Raw genomic sequence first — 22,701 nt, 5'->3', positions numbered from 1 at the left:
TCAAAGCTTCATGGGAGCGTCAACCAGCCGACATGGACAGGCCCTATTCGCCAAGAGGATCGATAATCTCTCAACGATGGGGTCTTTTCATGAAAGCGTTTCTTCTATCGACAACCGCGGCCATCGTCGCGTTTGCTTTCACTCCGGCTTTCGCGCAAGAGACGAAATTTCCCGCCGCGCTGAAAGCGCAGGCCATCCTACCGGCGAATTCGGTCATCAAGGCGCCGGAAGATGCGCCGGAACATCTGAAAACTTCCGGAAAATTCACCGCAAAGAACCGCCACCGCGCGACAGGCATCGGCACCGTACCGGGCATGGATGAGAACCGCCCGACGGGCATCTCGCTGCCTCTGGACGGCCAGCCGCTGCAGGGCTTCTCCGGCATCAAGGCGGTTGCCGACGGTACCTTCTGGACGCTTTCCGACAATGGCTTTGGCAACAAGCTCAATTCACCCGACACCGCGCTCATGCTGCATCACGTCAAACTCGACTGGGACGGCGGCAAGGTCGAGCGCATCGAGACGCTCTTTCTCTCCGATCCCGACAAAAAAGTGCCGTTCCCGATTACGCTGGAAGGCACGGACAAGCGCTATCTCACCGGCTCCGATTTCGATGTGGAATCGATCCAGCCGGTGGACGACGGCTTCTGGATCGGCGAGGAATTCGGCCCGTTCCTTGTCCGTGTCGACAAAACCGGCAAGGTGACCGATGTGGTGGAGACGGTGGTGGATGGCGCGCCCGTGCAGTCGCCGGACTATCCTTCCCTCGCCCTTCCCGCAAATCCGACCGCGAAGAACCCCTCTTTCAATCTGAAACGCTCCGGCGGTTACGAGGGCATGGCGCGCTCGAAGGATGGAGCCAAGCTCTACGCGCTTCTGGAAGGCCCGCGCTATCTCGCCGACGGCGCGGTGGAAAAGGTGGGCGACAATCCCGCGCTGCGTATCATCGAATTCGACATCGCGGGCAAAAAGTGGACAGGCCGCAGCTGGCTTTATCCGCTCGGCGATGGCGGCCAGGCGATCGGCGATTTCAACATGATCGATGATACCACCGGCCTCGTCATCGAGCGCGACAATGGCGCGGGTGCGGCGGCGAAGGCTTGCGCCGACCCCAAGAACCCGCAGCCCGATTGCTTCTCGACGCCCGCGAAGTTCAAGCGCATCTACAAGATCGAGATGAATGACGCCAATGCCGGCGGCGCTGTCCGCAAGATCGGTTATATCGACCTGCTTGATATCAAGGATGCTGGCGGCAAGGCGCGTCAGGGCGGAGCGGAAGGGATTTACACCATGCCTTTCGTGACCATCGAGAATGTCGATGTGGTGGATGAAAATCATATCATCGTCGGTAATGACAACAATCTGCCGTTCTCCGCCGGTCGCGCTGTGAACAAGGCTGATGACAATGAGTTCGTGCTTCTGGAGGTGGGGGAGTTTTTGAAGGCGAAGTAGGCTTGGCCTTCAAGAGGAAACGCTGGTGGGGCAGTACCCCCTCTGCCCTGCCGGGCATCTCCCCCTCAAGGGGGGAGATTACGCCTTCATCAACATGCGGCACCAATCGCAAACCTTGCAGAATGAAGGCAAAGGGGGATGTCAGCCAATCTCCCCCCTTGAGGGGGAGATGCCCGGCAGGGCAGAGGGGGGTGCCTGGCGATTCCGTCCAAATAACGAGCTACCCTAGCTATCCCCCCATTCTCCCGTTAACAGGCACCGTAACGTCCCTTTAAACCGCCGCATTTACCCTGCAACGCACACGGGTACGTGATAGACGAATTGAGGGAAGACATGGCTTCGGGCGGAGAGAGGGACGGACGGATCGAACCATCGTTCGGGAATAAGCCCCGTGACGAACGGGACGACGATTTGCGCGTTGACGATGACGATCGTGCCGCGCGTGCTCCACGCCGCAAGGCTTCCCGAAAAGCCCCATCGAAACGCAGCCGCAGAGGTTCCGGCCGGGGCCAGCGCCGCGGCTTCTTCGGGCTCGTACGCCGCATGGTCTACTGGTCGCTGGTCCTGGGGCTTTGGGGCGGCATCGCGACTGCCGGGGTCGTCGTCTACTTCGCGGCCAAGATGCCGCCGACGACCAGCTGGGCGATTCCGGACAGGCCGCCCAACGTCAAGATCGTCGACGTCAAAGGCGATCTCATCGCCAATCGCGGCACGACCGGCGGCGAGGCCATCGGGCTGCATGACATGTCGCCCTATATCCCGCAGGCGGTCATCGCCATCGAGGACAAGCGTTTTTATTCGCATTTCGGCATCGATCCGATCGGCCTTGCCCGCGCGGTGGTCACGAACATCCTGAGCGGGCGCACCGTGCAGGGCGGCTCGACCATTACACAGCAGCTTGCGAAAAACCTGTTCCTGACGCCTGAGCGCACCATCGAGCGCAAGGTGCAGGAGGTGATGCTGGCGCTTTGGTTGGAGCACAAATATACCAAGGACCAGATCCTGGAGATGTATCTGAACCGGGTCTATCTCGGCTCCGGTTCCTATGGCGTCGCTGCCGCCTCGCGCCGCTATTTCGACAAATCGGCGCACGATGTGAATTTGATGGAAGCGGCGACGCTGGCTGGGCTGCTGAAAGCCCCCTCGCGGCTTTCGCCGGCGCGGGACCCGGAAGCCGCATCGGCGCGGGCGAAGCTCGTGCTCAACGCCATGCGCGAGCAGGGCATGATCAAGGAAACGCAACTCGCGGAGGCCATGAGCGAGCCCGCGACGCGCGCCGCCGCCTATTGGTCGGGCTCCGAGAATTATGTCGCCGACCGCGTGATGCAGGAACTGCCGGCGCTGATCGGCGAGACCAAGGACGACGTGACCGTCGAGACCACCATCGACCTGCATTTGCAGAAGACCGGCGAGGAAGCGATCCGCGATCTCATCTCCGCCAATGGCAAGAAGATGAATGTCAGCCAGGGCGCGCTCGTCTCCATCGACGGCACGGGCGCGGTGCGCGCCATGGTGGGCGGCTATGACTATGCCAACAGCCAGTTCGATCGCGCCACGGAGGCCAAGCGCCAGCCGGGCTCTACCTTCAAGCCCTTCGTCTATCTCGCCGCGCTCGAACAGGGACGTACGCCGGATTCGGTGCGCAACGATGCGCCCATCAAGATCGGCAAATGGACGCCGGGCAATTATAATGGCAAATATTTCGGCCAGGTGACGCTGGCGACGGCGCTTTCGCACTCGCTCAATTCCGTCGCCGCGCAGCTCGTCATGGAGGTGGGACCGAAGACCGTAATCGACACCGCCCACCGGCTCGGCATCCAGTCGAAGTTGGAGAACAACGCCTCGCTCGCGCTCGGCACCTCCGAGGTGACGCTGCTCGAACTGACGGATGCCTTCACTCCGTTCTCCAATGGCGGCTACAAGGCGCCGGTGCATTTGATCCAGCGCGTGACGGATGCGAACGGCAAGGTGCTCTATGAAAACAAGCAGCCCGCCGGGGAACGGGTGATTGACGAGAGAAATGTCGGCATGATGAACGCCATGCTGCGCCGGACCGTGGAGGATGGCACGGCGAAAAAGGGCGCGTTCGGCTGGCCTGCGGCGGGAAAGACCGGCACCAGCCAGGATTTCCGCGATGCCTGGTTCATCGGTTATACGGCGAACCTCACCACCGGCGTCTGGTTCGGCAATGACGACGGCAAGCCGATGAAGAAGGTGAGCGGCAGCTCCCTGCCGGTGGCGGCGTGGAAGGAATTCATGGTCGCGGCGCATAAGGGCGTGCCGATCGCCGAGCTTCCGGGCCATTACAACATCGAGAACGTGATACCTGGCGGCACCGACGAACTGCCTGCTACGAATGCGCCCTCGCCCTACGACCAGAACGCGCCGGTGCCGGTGGCAAGCGAAGATGACGGCTACTGGCCGCCCGCGCCGGACATGCCGACCGGCTCGACCCGCATGATCGACAGGGTTCCGGTCGCCGCGAGAGGCCCGGTGCCGCCCGCCGATGTCGGCGGCGGCCTGCAGCCGAGCGGCAAGCCGACCACGCTGCTGGATATCATCATGGGCAATTCGCAATAGCGGTGAATGGTGAATGGTGAATGGTGGGATAGCGAACAGGCTGGACCTGCACCCATTCACTATTTTACTATTTCACCATTCACTATTCACTCCCCTGTAGTCTATGAAAGGCACTCAACAAAGGTGCCCTCATGACCGACACCACCAGAAAAACGCTTGTACTGACCGGGGCGAGCCGGGGTATAGGCCATGCGACCGTCAAACGCTTCTCGCGCGCGGGGTGGCGCGTCATTACCTGCTCGCGGCAGGATTTTTCCGAAAATTGCCCATGGCCCGCCGGGCCAGACGACCACATACGGATCGATCTCGCCGATTCGGAAGATATCGGGCGCGGCATCTCCGAAATCCGGCGGCGACTGGAGGCGGACGGTGGCAGGCTCGATGCGCTTGTCAACAATGCGGGCATTTCACCCAAGGCAGGAGGCGGCCGGCGGCTCAATTCCATCGAGACGCCAATGCAGGTGTGGCGCGATGTGTTCCAGGTGAATTTCTTCGCGCCGATCATGCTCGCGCGGGGGCTTTTTAAAGAGTTGGAAGCAGCCAAGGGCTCGGTCGTCAACGTCACCTCGATCGCCGGAAGCCGGGTACACCCCTTCGCCGGGACCGCCTATGCGACCTCGAAAGCGGCACTTGCTGCGCTGACGCGTGAGATGGCATCGGATTTCGGGCCGCACGGCATCCGCGTCAACGCCATCGCGCCGGGCGAGATCGAAACCTCGATCCTGTCGCCGGGTACGGAAAAGCTCGTCGAGCAACTGCCGCTGCGCCGTCTGGGCCAGACCTCGGAAGTGGCCGAGACCATCTATTTCCTGTGCACGGAGGCCTCTTCCTATGTCACCGGCTCGGAAATCCTCATCAATGGCGGCCAGCATGTGTGACGTAGGGAGTAGGAGAAGATCGCTGCTTACTATTCCCTATTCCCTATTCCCGGATATATCAGACAAAAACATGGAGGAATTCCGCATGATCCTATCCTGCGGTGAAGCGCTGATCGATATGTTGCCGCGCGAGACGGCAGATGGCCAGCCAGCCTTTGCCCCCCACGCGGGTGGAGCGCTGTTCAATACGGCCATCGCCGTCGGCAGGCTGGGCGCGCCGGCGGGCTTCCTGTCTGGTCTTTCCTCGGATTTTCTCGGCGATATCCTGCGCGAGACGCTGACGCGCTCGAATGTCGATACCTCCTTCTGCGTGACTTCCGACCGGCCGACAACGCTCGCCTTCGTGCGGCTCGTCAACGGCCAGGCGAGCTATGCTTTCTATGACGAGAACACCGCCGGGCGGATGCTGAGCGAAGCCGATCTGCCACAGTTGGACGACCGCGTTACGGCGCTGCATTTCGGCGCGATCAGCCTGATTCCGGAACCTTGCGGCACCGCTTACGAGACGCTGATGGCGCGCGAGGCGGGGCGCCGGGTCATTATGCTCGACCCGAACATCCGCCCCGGCTTTATCGCCGACCGGGAAAAGCACCTGCAGCGAATGCGCCGCATGATTCCCATGGCCGATATCGTGAAATTGTCGGATGAGGATATCGACTGGTTCGAGGAAGGCAGCGACCATGACAGGATCGCCGCCGACTGGCTGACACGCGGGCCGAAGCTCATCATCATCACGCGCGGCGCGGCGGGCGCCGATGCCTATACGGCGCGCGGCAAGATCAGCGTGCCCGGCGTCAAGGTTGCGGTCGCCGATACGGTGGGCGCAGGCGATACGGTCAATGCCGGAGTGCTGGTGGGCCTCCACCGGCAGGGGCTGCTGACCAAGGACGCTGTCGCGGGTTTGACGGAAGATCAAGTCCATGCTTGCGTGGCGCTCGGCGTGCGCGCCGCGGCGGTGACTGTTTCGCGCGCGGGAGCCAATCCGCCTTGGCAGAGCGAGATGGCGGATTAGAGCCAAGTTATTGATGGAACGCTGGTGGGGCACAGTACCCCCCTCTGTCCTGCCGGACATCTCCCCCTCAAGGGGGGAGATTACACCTTCATCAATGCCAGCATCAATCGCTGACGTAAAAGAATTGGGGATGCCACCCGTATCAGCTAATCTCCCCCCTTGAGGGGGAGATGGCTGGCAAGCCAGAGGGGGGTGTAGTGCCCCACCAGCACCTCCCCATCTAAAATTAAGCTAAACTCCGCAGCGCCGGATAGAGCGCGCGATAGCGGGCGTAGGCGTCGTCGAAGGCATGCCGCAGGCGCGCTTCCGGCTCTACCGTCTCGGCAATGATGGGCAAGGTGCAGACGGCCCAGGGGTCGGCCTGCTCCGCCGCGATAAGGCCCAGCCGCGCCGCGCCGAACGCGCCGCCGAAATCGCCATCGCCGGGCACATCCACCGGCAGATCGAGCGCCGTGGCGATTGCCTTCAGCCAGTAATCGGAGCGCGAGCCGCCGCCCACCGCCGTCACACGGTCAAGCCTTGTCCCGGCAGCGGCAAGGGCCTCAAGGCAATCGCGGAAGGCGAAAGAAACCCCCTCGACAACGGCCTGGGTCAGCGTGGCGCGGTCGCTCTCGCGACCGAGGCCGACGAAGGCGCCGCGAATGGCGGCATCATTATAGGGCGTCCGCTCGCCCGAAAGGTAAGGCAGGAAGGTGACGCCCGAGGGGGTCTTCAGTGTGTCACCCAGTTCCGCGGTAAGATTGGCAGGGCTTGAGCGGGCGATCTCCGCATACCAGTTGAGCGCATCGGTTGCCGAAAGGATGACGCCCATCTGATGCCAGGTATCCGGCAAGGCATGGCAGAAGGTGTGCACCGCACTTTCCGGGCGTGGCAGATAGGCGCTATTGGCCGCGAAGAGGACGCCCGATGTGCCGAGCGAAACAAAGGCATGTCCGGGCGAGACGACGCCCATGCCGCAGGCCGAAGCGGCATTGTCGCCGCCGCCTCCGGCGATGACCGCCTCGCCGCTCATGCCCCAGCGGCGAGCAAGCTCCGGTTTCAGCACGCCGGAAATCTCCGTGCCCTCGATCAGCGACGGCATATGGCTTTCGTCAAGATCGGTGGCGGTGAGCAATTCCGGCGACCAGCGGCGGTTGCCGACATCCAGCCACCCGGTGCCGGACGCATCCGACATTTCGGAGACATATTCGCCTGTGAGCCAGAAACGCAGATAATCCTTGGGCAGGAGAACCTTGGCAACATGCGTGAAAATTTCCGGCTCGTTGTGCTTTACCCACAACAGCTTCGGCGCGGTGAAGCCGGGGAAAACGATGTTGCCGGTGATTTGACGGAAGCGCGGGTCGGCGTCGAGCGCGGCTGCCTCCGCATACGACCGGGTGTCGTTCCAGAGAATGCAAGGGCGCAGCACCTTGCCATCGCGATCCAGCAGCGTCGCGCCATGCATCTGGCCGGAAAGGCCGATGCCGCGCACCGCCGCGAGCTTGGCCGGAAATGTGGATTTCAGCACGCCTAGCACGGTTTCCAGTGCGTCGATCCAGTGTGCCGGGTTCTGCTCGGACCAGCCGGAATGGGGGCGTGAAACATTCAAGGCGGCGGAGGCGGACGCGGTTATGTGCTGATTGTCGTCAATCAGCAGCGCCTTGATGCCCGATGTGCCGAGATCGATTCCAAGATACATGATCGCCATATCCTCCCGCTGGCCAACACATGTCCTGATTGCACAATTTTGAGTGGAGGGGAAGCCTCCCCGCTTTCCCCCTAGAGCGCCGCGCGTCCAATTGGACGCGCAAAGGACGCTCTAGCATTTTGAAATGCTGCATAATTTTATCCTTAAATCGATTCCGATTTAAGGAATTATGCAGTGGTAACTTCTCAAATCAAACCTTTACAAGATGCTCCGCGCGATCCTCATTGCCGAAAATCTTGAGATAGCGCTCCACCACCTTGGGATCGCCCGTCGCCTTGCGCGGATTGTCCGAAAGCTTCACCGCCGGGCGGCCATCGGCCTCGCTGACCTTGCAGACGAGCGAGATCGCGTTCAGGCCGCTGATGTCGGTCGGCGCGCAGCCGGCGAAATCATTGGTCAAATTGGTGCCCCAGCCGAAGCTCATGCGCACCCGACCATGGAAATGGCGATAGGTCTCCTCAATGGTGTCCACATCGAGCGCGTCGGAGAAGATCAGCAGCTTGTCGCGCGGGTTTTTTCCCTTTTCCTCCCACCAGCGGATGATGCGCTCGCCGCCTTCGATGGGCGGGGCGCTATCGGGGCGAAAGCCAGTCCAGTCCGCCACCCAATCCGGTGCGCCGCGCAGGAAGGCGGCGGTGCCGAAGGCATCGGGCAGCACGATGAGAAGATTGCCGTCGTAATAGCGCTCCCAATCCTTGAGCACACGATAGGGCGCGCTGCGCAGTTCCTTGTCGTTGCGCGAGATGGCGGCAAGCACCATGGGCAACTCGTGCGCATTGGTGCCCAGCGCTTCCAGATCGGTATCCATGGCGAGCAGCACGTTGCTGGTGCCGGTGAAGGCCGCGCCGATGCCTTCCTTTAACGCCTCGACGCACCAGCGCTGCCAGAGGAAGGAATGACGGCGGCGGGTGCCGAAATCCGAAATCCGCAAATCGGGAAGCTGGCGCAGACGCTCAACCTTGCTCCACATCTTGGCCTTGGCGCGGGCATAGAGCACATCGAGCGCGAAGGGGCCGAGCGACTTCATCGCCGCGCGGGAGCGCAGCTCGTTGATGATGGCGAGCGCCGGGATTTCCCACATGGTTGTGTGCATCCATGGCCCATGGAAATTCAGCTCGTACTGGCCATCACGGCGGATGAGCTCATAATCCGGCAGCTGGAAATCGGCGAGCCAGGCAAGAAATTCCGGCGAGAAAATCTGCTTGCGGCCATAGAAGGTGTTGCCGGCCAGCCAGATCATCTCCTTCTTGGTGAAACGGAGCGTGCGCGCATGATCGAGCTGGGCGCGCAACTCAGCTTCATCGATTTCATCGGCAAGGCGTACGGATGTGGTGCGGTTGATGAGCGTGAAGGTGGCCTCGACCTTGGGGTAAAGGCCCCAGATCATCTGCAGCATCAGGAGTTTGTAGAAATCCGTATCCAGCAGGCTGCGGATGATCGGATCGAGCTTCCATGTGTGATTATAGACGCGCTGCGCGATGTCGGTTCTGGTCATCTAAATGCCCCTGCGTAGGATTTGCCCCCTCACCCTTACCCTCTCCCCCGCGTGCGGGGAGAGGGTGCCGGCAGCTCACCCTCACCCGCATTTTCATCATGGTCAAGCTTTGGGAAGCTCCACGACGATTTCGTGGTCGCCCGTTTTCTTCAGCGGAATGCCTTCCTCCGACTTCGCCACTTTCTTGCCGTCGAGCTTGACCGTCTTGGCCTTGCCGCCTGATGTAACCGTGATGCGGTAAGTCGCCTCGCCAACCTTCAGCGACACGGTGCAGCCATCCCACTGCGAGGGAAGCGCCGGGTCGATGAAGAGCCGGTCGGCCTTTCGGGTGATGCCCAGAATGCCTTCCGTCGCCACACGATAGAGCCAGCCGGCGGAACCGGTGTACCAGGTCCAGCCGCCCTGCCCGCGCCTTGGCTCCACCGAATAGATATCGGCGGCGACCACATAGGGCTCGACGCGATAGCTGTCCGGGTGGCGGCCATGATGGATCGGGTTGATCATCTCGAACCAGCGATAGGCCTCGTCATTTTTGCCAAGGCGGGTCAAAGCAAGGATCGCCCATGTCGCGCCATGGGTATATTGGCCGCCATTCTCGCGTATGCCGGGCGGATAACCCTTGATGTAGCCCGGATCATGCGTCGTCTTGTCGAAGGGCGGCGTGAACAGGCGCAGCAGTTCGCCCTCCTCGTCCAGCAGATGCTCGCGCAGCGACTGCATCGCCGTTTCCGCATGTTCCGGATCGGCGACGCCCGACAGCACCGCCCAGGATTGGGCGATGGCGTCGATGCGGCATTCGTCGCTCTCCTTCGAGCCCAGCGGCGCGCCATCGTCATAATAGCCGCGACGATACCAGGCACCATCCCAGCCGGCCGTTTCCAGCGCGGCCTTGAGGCTTTCCACATGCTTTGCCCAGGCCTTCGCCCGCTTCGTATCCTTCCGCGCTTCCGCAATCGGGATGAAGCGCTGCAAGGTATAGACCAGGAACCAGCCGAGCCAGACGCTCTCGCCCTTGCCATGGATGCCGACGAGATTCATGCCGTCGTTCCAATCGCCGCCCAGAATCAGCGGCAGGCCGTTGGCTCCGGTGCGGGCGATGGCGAGGTCAAGCGCCAGCGCGCAATGCTCGTAGATCGAGACCTTATCCTCGGAAACCGTTGGCTGGTAAAACGCGTCGTGCTCGCCCTCTTCGAGCGCCTTTCCTTCAAGGAACGGCACTTCCTCATCGAGAATGGCGGTATCGCCCGTCACTTCGGTATAATGGGACGCGGCATAACCGAGCCAGACGACATCGTCCGAAATCAGCGTGCGGACGCCGGCGCCCGTCTCAGGCAGCCACCAATGCTGGACATCGCCCTCGCGGAACTGCCGCGAGGCGACATTGACGAGCTGATTGCGCGCCAACGAGGGATCGAGCGCCAGCAGCGCCAGCGTATCCTGCAGCTGATCGCGGAAGCCAAAGGCGCCGCTCGCCTGATAGAAGGCGGCGCGGGCCCAGATGCGGCAGGCGAGGCTCTGATAGGGCAGCCAGCGATTGACCATGAGATCGAAGGCCGGATCCGGCGTCTTGACCTGCAGTCCTCCCAGGAAGTCATTCCAGAGAACCCGCGCGGCCTCGATCGTATCGCCGAAAGGTTTCAGTCGCTGTTCAGCGATGATCTGACGGGCCGCCGCTTCGCCTTCGGCGCAACCGATGAAGAACACGATCTCTTCTTGCGAACCCGGCGCGATCTCCAGATCAAAGGCGAGAGCGGCGCAAGGGTCGCGACCCGCCTCGACAACATTGGAAAGCGGCCTGCCTTGCAAGACCGTATCCGGCCGCTCGACCGAACCGGTGTTGCCGATGAACTCGACACGATCCGACGATACGGAAGAGGGATTGCGCGATGCCGCGAAGAAGGCGACATCGCCGGAACGATCGACTTGATAAGGATTTCGGGCGAAGAGCGCGCCAAGCTTGGCATCATGCGCCGGTACGATAAACGGCGCGGTCCTGGCGCGGACATTGCCCAGCACCCATTCCAGATAGCCATAGACGCGCAGCCGCTTCGGCAGGCGACCGTGATTGGCCAGGACGAGCCGTGACATCCGCACCGGCTGGTCCGGATCGACCGTGTGGGTGAGCGTTTGCGTCAGGCCATCCTGTTCGGTTGTGAAACTGGAATAGCCATGGCCATGCTTCGCCTCATAGGCCGCATCCTCATTTCGCAGGACAGCGGCGACGGGCGAAGAGGCAATACCCGTGTCGAGATCCACGATATAAATAGCTTCGCCGGGGCGGTTCGATACGGGGTCATTGGCCCAGGGCGTCAACTGGAAATCACGGCTGTTGCCGGCCCAGGTGAAGGCCGCGCCTTCAGCCGAAACGTGGAAGCCGAAGTTCGGGTTGGCGATGATGTTGATCCACGGATGCGGCGTGACACGCTGCCCGTTGAGGCGGACAACGTAATCACCCGCCGCGTCGAAGCCGCCATAACCGTTCCAGAATTGCAGGCCTGCGCCATCCGGCAGCGCAAGTTCCCGGACAAGTTCCCGCGACGGAGCAGCCAATGTCTTGACCGGCGGCTTTGCCGTTTCAGCGGAGCGCTCGGCGACAACAGGCACGGTTTCGATCTCGGCAAGGCTTTCGCTGCGCGCCGCGAGATCGCCGGATATCTCCTCGGTGCGACGAAGCTGCTCGGCGAGCGAGCCGTTCTGCGCATGCATGACTATACGGGCGGAGGCCAGCAACGTGTCGTAGGTCTCCTCGCTCATCTGGTCGCGGCGCACCGCGAAGATGTGCTGGCGCGGACCGGCCCAGGCGCCGCGGGCACGATAATTATCGCATACCCATTCGATGCCGCGATGGAAATCCTGCGCATAGGAGAAGGCGCGCTCGTTGATGGCGACGATATCCACCACAAGCCCCTTGGCGCGCCAATATTCCTGTGCCTTCAACACATCGCGCAGCACGTCGAGCGCGGCCTCGTCGTCCATCCGCAAGGCAAAGATCGGGAAATCGCCCGATATCGAGAGCGGCCAGAGTTCCGATTGCTTGCCCAGCCCGCTGGCGATCGCCTCCGGCGACTGACGCAGCGCGCGGTCAGGATAGAGGAGATAAGTCGCCACCTTCTGGTACTCCGCCGCCTGCGACGGGCCGATGCCGATATGGTGGAGGCGAACCTGCGAGCGGGTCCATGACAAGGAAAACTCGCGCGCGAAACACTCGGGATGACGATAACGCGCTGCGGCTTCCTCCACGCTTGCGCGCGAATCGCCGGCAAGCGTCCAGAAGACCAGGCTCACCTTCTTGCGCGCGGGAACGCGGACGCGGCAGCGCACGGAGGCGACAGCGTCGAGCACGCAGCCCTGGCTGCCCAGCAGTTGCGCCTTTGGATCGAATGCAGCCGGATTGCGCAGGGTGCGGCCGCGGCCAATGAACACGCGCCGGTCCGTCTCGGCCTCTGCCTCACGCGCGGCGCCGGAGAGATCGGCGACGAAATGCGCGACATGGATATCGGGATCGGACGGCGCGCGCTTGCGCCTCGTGGCGTAGACCGTCGTGCCGTTGGCTGAGATTTCCGTCTCCACGAACAGCTTGGAGAATGCCGGGTGGGCGCTGTCCGATTCATCGGGAGCAAGCACCAACTCGGCATAGGATGTCACCTCGATGACGCGATCGCGCCCGCTGGTGTTGATGATGTCGATGCGGCGGCCTTCGCCATTCGATTCGGAGGCGACGATGCATTCGACCACCGTCTTGATATCGCCTGATGTCTTGAAGAATTCCGCCTTGTCGTCGGTGAATACCGTCTTCGCCTCTTCCTCGATGCCGCGGGTCGGCTCGCCGGTAGCGGACCACCAATTGCCGGTTTCCACATCGCGCAGGAACAGGAATGTGCCCTGCATGTCCTCGGCGGCGTCCGGTTTGAAGCGGGTGATCGCCAGATTGTTCCAGCGGCTGTAGCCGGAACCATTGGCGGTAAGCATCACGGCGTATTGGCCATTCGACATGAGCTGCGTGGAGCGGGGCGCCTTCAGCGGATTGTCGATGATGCGCATCGGCGCATCGTCGAAACCGCCATCATCGACGCGCATCGGGTTCTCCGTCTTGGCATGAACCATCGGGATCTCGCGCGGCGCCTTTTCCTGCAGCAGCAACTCCGCTGCCTCGATCACCGGATCGCTATGGAAACGCTCGCGCATGCGGCCATCGAAAATGATGTTGTCAACGGCGATGATCGACATGCCGCTATGGTGCGCATAGTAATTGCGAACGATGGCGCATTTCTCTCCTTCGCGGACGCGCGACGGGGTGAAATCCACCGAATCGTGGAAGCCATAGGGACCGAGCGCGCCCAGCGCCTTCAAGCGCTTCAGATTGGCCACCGCTTCCGCCGGTTGGTACTGCGCGGCGAGCAGGCTCGCATAAGGTGCGATCACCGCATTGCGGGAAAGGCCGCGCTTCAAGCCCAGCGTCGGCACGCCGAAGTTGGTGTATTGATAATTCATCTCCGGATCGCGCGCATTGTAGGCGGCTTCCGAAATGCCCCAGGGCAAGCCGCGCGACGTCGCATATTCGATCTGGCGCTTGACCACGAGCCTGTTGGTCTGGTCGAGCAGCGAGCCCAGCGGCTCGAGCATCACCAGCGGCGGCATCAGATATTCGAACATCGAGCCGGACCAGGAGAGCAGCGCCCCCTTCCAGCCGACGGGAACGAGCAGGCGTCCGAGGCGGAACCAATGGTCGACCGGAATGTCGCCCTTGGCGATGGCGAAGAGGCTGGCCAGCCGCGCCTCCGAAGCGAGCAGATCGTAGCAGCTCGCATCCAGCTCGTTTTCCTGCACACGGTAGCCGATCGAGAGCAGGCGACGCTCCTTGCGTTCGAGGAAATCAAACTGCATGTCGAAAGCGAGCTGCCTTGCGCGCGTGGCAAGCCCGCGCAGCCGGTCGCGCAGCATGTCGGTGTCATGCTCGCCGATGGCGTCATCCGTATGCGCCTTGCAGGTATCGACGAGGATACGCGCCCATTGGCTGGCGGCGAGGCTTTCCGGCGTGCCGATCTCGCTGTTCAACTCGTCCGTCAACTTGACGATGTCATTGGCGAAGAGGGCAAGGTTGATCGTGCGGAAGGAGGCGGTTTCCGGCTCCTCCTTCACCGAGCGAACGGCACGGCGGAAATTGGATATGCGCTCATCCAGGCGGCGGCGCAGTGGACGCAGGACGCGCCGGTCGTCGGGGATTTCCCCGATCGTCTCTTCCAGAATGTCGTTGACGTCGAGAATGCCGTCGAGATCGCTCTGGAGATAGACGGACGGCGCCTCGGCCCATTCCTCCAAGGCGGAGGAAAGCGTGACCAGATGGCCCGCGAGATTGCCGCTATCGACAGCGGAAACATAAAGCGGCATCAGCGGCTTCAAGCTGGTCGTATCATACCAATTATAGAGGTGGCCGCGATATTTCTCCATTTTTTCGACGGTGACGAGCGTCCCATCGATGCGGCTCAGCGCGTCGGCAAAGCCGATCCAGCCGAAATCCCGTGCGGCGACGACGGAGAGAAGATAGACGCCGATATTGGTCGGCGAGGTGCGTGGCGCCACGACCGGGAACGGATCTTCCTGGAAATTGTCCGGCGGAAGATGATTGTGCTCCTGCGTCGTGAACGTCTCGAAAAAGCGCCAGGTGCGGCGGGCGTAGCGGCGCAAATCGGCCTTGTCGGCGGAGCGGACCTCCAGCATGTCCTGCGGCTTGGCCGAGCGGCTGACGAGCCAGGCGATGAGGGGGGAGAAGAACCATGCGGCGGCGAAGGGCACCGCGACCAGGATCGCCTTGCTCAATACCGAGAGCGGGATGAGGAATGCGACAATTGCAATGGCCATCGCCGGCCACATCAGCCGCGTATAATAGGCGAGTGTATCAGGCGAGGATTTCGCCTGAGCCGCCGTTCGCCATTCCAGCAGATTGCGATGCGATATGGTGAGACGATAGATGGTGCGCACGATGGCATCGGCCATCAGGTATGCTGAATTAGCGATAAAGGTGGTACGCAGTGTTACATCCGCCGCGCCGAGCATTACCTCGGTCAGAAGCGACTGGAGGTGTCCCTTGAACGAATAGTCCATGCCGGGCGGCAGCAGGTTTCTCAGCAAACCGAAGGTCGGCGCGACGAACATGCTCGCCAGCAGGAAGAACTGCCACAAAGCAGCCGCACCAAGCGGCAGGAAAGACCAGCCGGCGACGGACGCGATGACCCAGAAGATGGGGTTGAGCGAACGGCGCAGATTGTCGGCCATCTTCCAGCGGGTGACCGAATTGACGCCGCGATCGGTCGAGAAAAGATAAGGCAGAAGCTGCCAGTCGCCGCGCGCCCAGCGATGGTGGCGCGAGATATCGACATTGTAGCCCGTCGGATAATCCTCGACGACTTCGACATCGCTGACCAGCGCGCTGCGCGCATAGCCGCCTTCAAGAAGATCGTGGCTGAGGACGGCATTTTCCTCGATGCGCCCAGCCAGCGCCTTTTCGAAGGTGTCGATCTCGTAAAGGCCCTTGCCTGTGAAGGTGCCCTCGCCCAGGAGATCCTGATAAACGTCGGAAACGGCGAAGACATAAGGGTCGATGCCGCGATTGACCGAGAAGACGCGCTGCAGGAACGAGGCATCGTCGCCCGTGGTGAGCGACGGCGTGACGCGCGGCTGCAAAATGCCGTAGCCGCGTACGACGTCGCCGGTCTTTTCATCGAAGACGGGGCGATTGAGCGGGTGGCTGAGCTTGCCGGCGAGATGGGTGACCGCCTCCGGCGTCAGTCGCGTATCGGCATCGAGCGTCATGACGAACTTGACGTCCATGGGCAGGCGCGGATCGGCGGGGAAGAAGCTCGTATCCTGATCGCCGCGCAGCAGCAGGTTCAGCTCGTGCAGCTTGCCGCGCTTGCGCTCCCAGCCCATCCAGCAGCCCTGGCCGGGGTTGTAGAGACGGCGGCGATGCAGGACAAAGAAGCGCGGCTGCCCCTCGCCCGTATAATGATAGTTCAGCTTGTCTATTTCGGCGCGCGCATATTCGAGCACCTCCATGTCCGCTGCCGTTATTTCGGATTTCGAATCGACCCAATCGCTGACCAGCGCGAAATAAATCTCGCCGCGCGGGTTGGTGAGGTAATGGACCTCGAGATTGCGGATCTGCTCGTCAACGGAATCGCGCGAGGTGATGAGAGTCGGCACCGCGACCAGCGTGCGCGCTTCCGCCGGAAGCCCCTCCTTGAACTCATAACCGATAAGCCGGGTCGGCTGGACGAACAATGGCACCAGCGAGTTGAACAGCGCATAGGCGCCATCCACCGCCGGGAAGACGGCGAGAAGCGTGAAAGCGAAGGCTGCGCTCGCGGACAGGCCGAAGGCGCCGAGGCAATAATGCACAAGCGCCAGCGTGATGAGTGTGAAAAGCGTGATCGGCGCCGCCAAGCCCCAGAGGCCGAGGCCCCGGTAGGAACGCAAAAGGCGCAACGACAAAGGCGGCTCGTATTCGCATACGCGCTCCAGCTCCAGCCTGCCGTCGCCCGCCAGATAATAGGCGACAGCGCCGGTCCCCTTGGCTTCCTCATGGCCGGCGGTTTCGGCGCGGTTGCCATCTTCAGCAAGCTTCAATGCAGCCCATGTGATCTCGATTTCGCTTTTCGGCGAATGGCGCGCCATCTTCTCGACCGTCACGCGATAGGCATTGCGCGAACGGAAATCGAGCTTCTCGAAATCGCTGTTCTTGCGAAGGATGGCATCGACCTCGTTGACAGTCTCGAACCATGAAGTCCAGTCGACGTCATCGATCGCCTTCAGGCTGCGGATGACGTTGCCCATCGACACGCCACCGGTGGACTGGCGGGCGTGTTCCTGTATGATGGCATCCTCGGCATCGCTGCCGTGTTTCTCAAGCTCTTCTTCCAGCCAGTCGGCGGCGGCGCCGACATCGTTCGGGCTGTTGCGCAGGCGATAGAGAAGATGCGTCGCGAAGGTGCTGTCGCGGGCCGCGTCGGCATATTGCGCCAGAACCTGGGTCAACTGCTCCTTGGACTGGGCAAGGGCTATCTCGTCGGCCACCTTGTTGGCGAAATTGCGCATCCCGCGCGCGCGCTCGACGCGCAGCGCCAGACGGCGCGCGTTTTCGATGAGCACGAAGCGCACGGCGGAAGGAAGCGCCCACAATTCACCGATGCGCAAGGGCTCGACGGTCTGGAAGCCATTGACGATGGCCGTCAGCGTTTTCAGTGAAAAATTGCTGTCGGTATGGGCCACATAAAGCCACGCCAGCGCGAAGATACGCGGCATGTTTTCGACCGGCGGGAAAGGCGGCAACTGCTTGAGGAAGCGCGTGGGCAGATCGCGGCGCACCTGCTGAATGTTCTTGTCCACCGTATAATGATTATCGAGCAGCCATTGCGCGGCCGGGGTGATCGTTTCACCCGCGCGGGAAGCAACATCGGAGGTGCGGTAGACGTGCAGGATCAGTCGGGCATCTTCAGACAGCCGCTGGTCGAAGGTGAAAGGCTCATATTCCGGCAAACGGATATTCTCGCCCCGCGCAACGCTAGCTGCGAGCTTCTCCAGATCTTCGGGCGTTTTATACGACGCCCGGATGGGAATGGGCAATTCGGCAAGAAATTTGCCATCCAGCTTGCGGGAAAAGAACAACGATACAGAATACGAAGCCGGCATATGCCCTTGCAGCCTTATGAATTGAGACAGTTTCATTTTTCTAGCAGCATGACCTTATCCGAAGAGTTGCAGACTTTTCGGATAAGGTCATGCTTTTATTGCGGACCGAGATGTGCTCCAGCCATCCGGGTTGCTGACTAGTTTTGGCCAAAATGCGTCAGCGAATTCCGAGTTCGGCTAAATCGATTCATCCGCAACGCACAAATAGTTCAGCCCGTTAATTTTGCGTTAGAAGAAAGGCGTCCGCAAGGCGGTTTTATTCAACCGCGTGCCGGCCAGCCGTCTCCTGCCATCTTGATGGCAAAATGGCGAAGGGTTATATTCATCCCTGGAAGAAGCTCTTCAACTCCGAAGGGAGTTAGCCAATGGCCAAACCACAACTTTCAGTACGCAGCGCGAAAGCCCGGGAGCTTGCGCGCAAACTCGCACAGCGGGAGAACCGTTCCATCGCCGATATCGTGGAGCGGGCACTTGAATCCTACGAAGTCCGCGAGGCCGCGCGCGAGCCTGCAGCGGAGTTCTATGCGCGGCTTGCGAAGGGGATCGATACCGACATTGATCTCGACGCGCTGATCAACGAAAATCGCAAACCCAATCATGGCATAGATCTTTGATTTTTCTCGATACCAACATCGTATCGGAAACCATGAAAAGGGCGCCGCATGAAGCCATTATGGCATGGCTGGCCCGGCATGACGCGGAATTGGCCTTGCCAACGGTGGTAATCGCCGAAATTACGTTCGGTATTTTCAGAATTAGACCTGATCAGCGCTCCCCACAACTGGAGGAAAGATTGTCGGACTGGCGTCAACGCTTCAGCGGTCGCATTTTCGGCCTCACTGAAGCGGCGGCATTGGTCTATGGAGAAATCGCGGGGAATGCTGCCCGCATGGGACGTCCGATGTCTACCTCAGACGGCATGATTGCCGCTATCGCGCGTGTCAATGGCGGCAGTCTTGCGACGCGCAATTTGCGTGATTTCGCAACGACGGGCCTCGATCTCATCTCGCCCTGGAACAGTTGATTACCCCGCCTTGCCCGGAAACAGCTTCCAGTGCTTCGGCCTGAAGGCGATGCGGCTTTTGTCGGCGGCGGGATAATCGGCGGGAACTTCTATCTCGACGCGCGCGCGGCTGTCTCCAATTTCCAGCTCTACCCGGCGTGTGCCGCCGACGCGGCGGCTTGTCACCACCGTGCCGGCGAGCGAGCAGGAATTGTTTTCGTTATCGTCGAAGAGTTCCACATCGTGCGGGCGGAAATAGAGCGTCGCCTCGCCGTCCGGCGTGCCTTCTGCAGACAGACCGGTGTCACCGTCAGCGCTCCACACCGCGCCGTCCTTGACCTCGACGGGCAGCGAGCTCGATTCGCCGATGAAGCCATAGACGAAGGGTGAGTTGGGCCGGTCGTAGATTTCGTCGGGCGTACCGACCTGCTCGATACGGCCCTGACTCATGACAACAACCCGATCCGCCAGTTCCAGCGCTTCGTCCTGGTCGTGGGTGACGAAGATCGTGGTATGGCCCGTCTTGTCGTGGATTTCGCGCAGCCAGCGGCGCAACTCTTTTCGCACCTGCGCATCCAGCGCGCCGAAGGGTTCATCTAGCAAGAGTACCTTGGGCTCGATGGCCATGGCGCGGGCGAGCGCGACGCGCTGGCGCTGACCCCCGGAAAGCTGCGCCGGATAGCGCTTTTCCAGCCCGTTCAACTGGACGAAATCGAGCAGTTCCAGCGCGCGGCGGCGAATTTCCGCCTTCGCCGGGCGGCTTGAGGCCGGGCGCACCTTGAGGCCGAAGCCGACATTGTCGAGCACCGTCATGTGCCGAAACAGCGCATAATGCTGGAAGACGAAGCCGACATTGCGCTCCTGCACGGTCTTTTGCGACGCATCCTCGTCGCCGAAGAATACCGTTCCCTCCGTTGGAGATTCCAGCCCGGCGATGAGGCGCAACAGGGTCGTCTTGCCGGAGCCGGAAGGGCCAAGCAGAGCGATCAGCTCGCCCGATTTGATATCGAGCGAGACATTGTGTAGCGCCGGAAACCGGTCGAACTCCTTGCGCACATCGACAACGCGAACTTCCATTCAATCAGTCCCCTTAGTGATTATCGGCCGCCAACTCAGCGCTGTATCGCATCTCCAGAAGCGATTTCAAAACCAGCGTCACGAGCGCAAGCAGGGCAAGCAGCGATGCCACCGCGAAGGCGGCGACGAAATTATATTCGTTGTAGAGAATTTCCACATGCAGCGGCATGGTGTTGGTCAGGCCGCGGATGTGGCCGGAGACCACCGACACGGCGCCGAACTCGCCCATGGCGCGGGCGTTGCAGAGAAGCGTGCCGTAGAGCAAGCCCCATTTGATGTTGGGCAGCGTCACATAGCGGAAGGCCTGCCAGCCGTTCGCGCCCAGCGACAGCGCCGCCTCCTCATCGCCGGTGCCCTGCTCCTGCATCAGCGGGATCAGTTCACGCGCGACGAAGGGGAAGGTGACGAAGATCGTCGCCAGCACGATGCCGGGAACGGCGAACAGGATCTCGATGCCGTGGCTCTTGAACCAAGGCCCTAGCAGGCTGTGGCTGCTGAAAAGCAGGACGAAGACAAGGCCGGAAATGACCGGCGAGATCGAAAATGGCAGGTCGATCAGCGTCGTCAGGAACGCCTTGCCCTTGAACTCGAACTTGGCGATCGCCCACGCGGCTGCGACGCCGAAGACGACATTGAGCGGCACCGCGATGACGGCGACAAGCAATGTCAGCCGAATGGCGGCGACCGCGTCCGGCTCGATGAGCGAGGCGATATATTCGCCAGCGCCCTTCCTGAACGCCTCGACGAAAACCGAGACGAGCGGGAGCACGAGAAACAGGACGAGAAAGACGAACGCGACCGCCAGCAGGGCATAACGCGCGCCGGGGCTCTCCGTCACCGCGCTGGCATGGCGAGGCTTAGCCGAGCGCCGCCGCACCTTTACCGGATTAGGCGCCATAGCCATACCTCCTGCGGCTCCACGCCTGGATCAGGTTGATGATGAAGAGCATCACGAAAGCGATGATCAGCATGATTGTGGCAACGGCGGTAGCGCCGGCATAATCATATTCCTCCAGACGTATCACGATCAGCAACGGCGCGATCTCGGTCTGGTAGGGCGTGTTGCCGGCGATGAAAATGACGGAACCATATTCGCCGACGGCGCGGGCGAAGGCGAGCGCGAAACCGGTGAGGATCGCCGGCTGCAGGCCCGGCAGCAAGACCCGCCAGATCGTCTGGAAACGGCTCGCGCCAAGCGTCGCCGCCGCTTCCTCGATCTCGCGGCTGATCTCTTCCATGACCGGCTGCACCGTGCGCACGACAAAGGGCAGGCCGATAAAGACCAGCGCCACGACGATGCCGAGCTTGGTGAAGGCAATGCGCAGGCCCAGCGGCGCGACGAGGCTGCCGATCCAGCCATTCGGCGCATAGAGCGCCGTCAGCGCGATGCCGGCAACAGCGGTGGGCAGCGCGAAGGGCAGGTCGACGATGGCATCGACCAGCCGTCGGCCGGGAAAGCGATAGCGCACCAGCACCCAGGCGACGATGACGCCGAACACGACATTGATCAATGCCGCGATGAGCGACGTGCCGAAGCTTGTCTCCAGCGCCCGCAGCGTCCGCAAGTCGGTGGCGATAGCCCAGAAGCCGGACCAGCCCAGCGATGTCGTGCGCCAGACGAGGCCCGACAGCGGGATGAGAATGATCAGCGTGAGGTAGGCAAGCGTAAAGCCGAGCGTCAGCCCGAAACCGGGAATGATGCTCGGCCTTTTCAATTGCCACCCTGCCCGCGAAGCGACAGGAATGGAGGTCATTTTATCATCGTTCCCACTTACGTCCCCGCTGCCCTGAGCGCCTGTTTATTTGCCGGGCTTGTATATCTGATCGAACGTGCCGCCATCGCCGAAGTGATAGGGCTGCGCCTTGCTCCAGCCGCCGAAAATCGGATCATCGATCGTCACCAGCGTCAAGTCCGGAAGTTTGGCGCGCTCGTCAGCGGGGACCAGTTCGGGCTTGGCGGGACGATAGAAGTGTTTCGCAACGATGCGCTGCCCTTCCTCGGAATAGAGATACTGCAAATATGCCTCCGCCACCTTGCGCGTACCCTTCGTGTCGACATTCTTGTCGACCACGGCGACAGGAGGCTCGGCGAGGATCGATTGCGGCGGAACCACGATGTCGAAGGCATCGGCGCCGAACTCCGCGACCGAAAGATAGGCCTCGTTCTCCCATGCCAGCAGCACGTCGCCCAACTGGCGCTGGACAAAGGTGGTCGTCGCGCCGCGCGCGCCGGTATCGAGAACAGGCACGTGCTTGAACAGGTCGCTCATGTACTGCTTTATTTTCGTTTCATCACCGCCATACTGCTTGGAGGCCCAGGCCCAGGCCGCCAGATAGTTCCAGCGCGCGCCGCCCGAAGTCTTCGGGTTCGGCGTGATGACCTCGACGCCATCCTTGATGAGATCGCCCCAATCCTTGATGCCCTTCGGATTGCCCTTGCGGGTGAGGAACACGATGGTCGAGGTATAGGGCGCGGAATTGTTCGGCAGGCGCTGGCGCCAATCGGCATTGATGAGGCCGGACTGCTTGACGATGGCGGTGATGTCGCTTTCGAGCGCCAGCGTCACCACATCGGCATCGATGCCATCGATGACGGAGCGGGCCTGCTTGCCGGAACCGCCATGCGAGACCCGGATCGTCACCGCCTCGCCGGCTTGCGCCTGCCAGTGCCTGGCGAAGGCGGCGTTGTAATCCTTGTAGAGTTCGCGGGTCGGATCATAGGAAACGTTGAGAATGGTCTGGTCGGCAAACGCTCCCGGAACGACGCCGAAAACCGCGACGCCGGCGAGAAGCGCCGCGAAGGGGATGGACAGACTGTAACGAGCCATTGCGC

At 61.6% G+C, this 22,701-nt stretch carries 13 protein-coding genes; 6 read left to right on the top strand and 7 right to left on the bottom strand.

What is annotated here, in order from left to right; genetic code table 11:
* The first annotated feature begins 89 nt into the window (after positions 1-89).
* From C7477_RS05310 to C7477_RS05290, 4 genes are all read left to right on the top strand, one after another.
* A complete protein-coding gene (locus C7477_RS05310; RefSeq protein WP_110749744.1) occupies positions 90-1,451 on the top strand; it encodes an esterase-like activity of phytase family protein in 1,362 nt (453 codons plus the stop codon).
* Between the two features lie 333 nt (positions 1,452-1,784).
* Positions 1,785-4,031 (top strand): transglycosylase domain-containing protein, encoded by a 2,247-nt coding sequence (locus C7477_RS05300; RefSeq protein ID WP_110749740.1) that lies wholly within the window; start codon positions 1,785-1,787, stop codon positions 4,029-4,031.
* A 131-nt stretch (positions 4,032-4,162) separates the two neighbouring features.
* The gene (locus tag C7477_RS05295) at positions 4,163-4,909 is read left to right on the top strand and encodes an SDR family NAD(P)-dependent oxidoreductase (RefSeq protein WP_110749737.1); all 747 of its coding nucleotides are present in this window, start codon (positions 4,163-4,165) and stop codon (positions 4,907-4,909) included.
* A gap of 85 nt (positions 4,910-4,994) precedes the next feature.
* Positions 4,995-5,921: a carbohydrate kinase family protein gene (locus C7477_RS05290; RefSeq protein WP_110749833.1), complete on the top strand. Its 927-nt coding sequence runs from the start codon at positions 4,995-4,997 to the stop codon at positions 5,919-5,921.
* Positions 5,922-6,147: 226 nt separating this feature from the next.
* Here C7477_RS05290 and xylB read toward each other — a convergent pair whose 3' ends face one another.
* The 3 genes from xylB to C7477_RS05270 form a co-directional block, all read right to left on the bottom strand.
* Entirely contained in the window at positions 6,148-7,599 is a 1,452-nt protein-coding gene (xylB, locus tag C7477_RS05280; RefSeq protein WP_110749831.1) for a xylulokinase, read from the bottom strand.
* A 199-nt stretch (positions 7,600-7,798) separates the two neighbouring features.
* Positions 7,799-9,103, bottom strand: a complete 1,305-nt coding sequence (gene pncB, locus C7477_RS05275; protein WP_110749735.1) for a nicotinate phosphoribosyltransferase — start codon at positions 9,101-9,103, stop codon at positions 7,799-7,801.
* A 102-nt stretch (positions 9,104-9,205) separates the two neighbouring features.
* The gene (locus tag C7477_RS05270) at positions 9,206-17,788 is read right to left on the bottom strand and encodes a glycoside hydrolase family 94 protein (protein WP_110749733.1); all 8,583 of its coding nucleotides are present in this window, start codon (positions 17,786-17,788) and stop codon (positions 9,206-9,208) included.
* A 365-nt stretch (positions 17,789-18,153) separates the two neighbouring features.
* Between C7477_RS05270 and C7477_RS05265 the strand changes: the two genes are divergently transcribed.
* Together C7477_RS05265 and C7477_RS05260 are read left to right on the top strand one after the other, a co-directional pair.
* The gene (locus C7477_RS05265; RefSeq protein ID WP_110749731.1) at positions 18,154-18,402 is read left to right on the top strand and encodes a type II toxin-antitoxin system VapB family antitoxin; all 249 of its coding nucleotides are present in this window, start codon (positions 18,154-18,156) and stop codon (positions 18,400-18,402) included.
* The gene (locus C7477_RS05260) at positions 18,399-18,812 is read left to right on the top strand and encodes a type II toxin-antitoxin system VapC family toxin (RefSeq protein WP_110749728.1); all 414 of its coding nucleotides are present in this window, start codon (positions 18,399-18,401) and stop codon (positions 18,810-18,812) included. Before C7477_RS05265 ends, C7477_RS05260 begins: the two co-directional genes overlap by 4 nt.
* Here C7477_RS05260 and C7477_RS05255 read toward each other — a convergent pair whose 3' ends face one another.
* The 4 genes from C7477_RS05255 to C7477_RS05240 are packed head-to-tail and all read right to left on the bottom strand — an operon-like array spanning position 18,813 to position 22,696.
* A complete protein-coding gene (locus C7477_RS05255; protein WP_110749726.1) occupies positions 18,813-19,868 on the bottom strand; it encodes a sulfate/molybdate ABC transporter ATP-binding protein in 1,056 nt (351 codons plus the stop codon). It abuts the gene before it with no gap.
* Positions 19,869-19,881: 13 nt separating this feature from the next.
* A complete protein-coding gene (cysW, locus tag C7477_RS05250) occupies positions 19,882-20,766 on the bottom strand; it encodes a sulfate ABC transporter permease subunit CysW (RefSeq protein ID WP_110749724.1) in 885 nt (294 codons plus the stop codon).
* Positions 20,756-21,622, bottom strand: coding sequence for a sulfate ABC transporter permease subunit CysT (cysT, locus tag C7477_RS05245; protein WP_110749722.1), 867 nt, complete (start codon positions 21,620-21,622; stop codon positions 20,756-20,758). The genes cysW and cysT overlap by 11 nt, the downstream gene beginning before the upstream one ends.
* 45 nt (positions 21,623-21,667) lie before the next feature.
* Positions 21,668-22,696, bottom strand: coding sequence for a sulfate ABC transporter substrate-binding protein (locus tag C7477_RS05240; RefSeq protein WP_110749720.1), 1,029 nt, complete (start codon positions 22,694-22,696; stop codon positions 21,668-21,670).
* Between the last annotated feature and the right edge of the window lie 5 nt (positions 22,697-22,701).

Origin of the sequence: Paramesorhizobium leguminum (assembly GCF_003217235.1) — a bacterium.
Classification (GTDB): domain Bacteria; phylum Pseudomonadota; class Alphaproteobacteria; order Rhizobiales; family Rhizobiaceae; genus Paramesorhizobium; species Paramesorhizobium leguminum.
The sequence above is the reverse complement of the archived record's forward strand: the minus strand, read 5'-3'. Positions and strand labels throughout refer to the sequence as shown.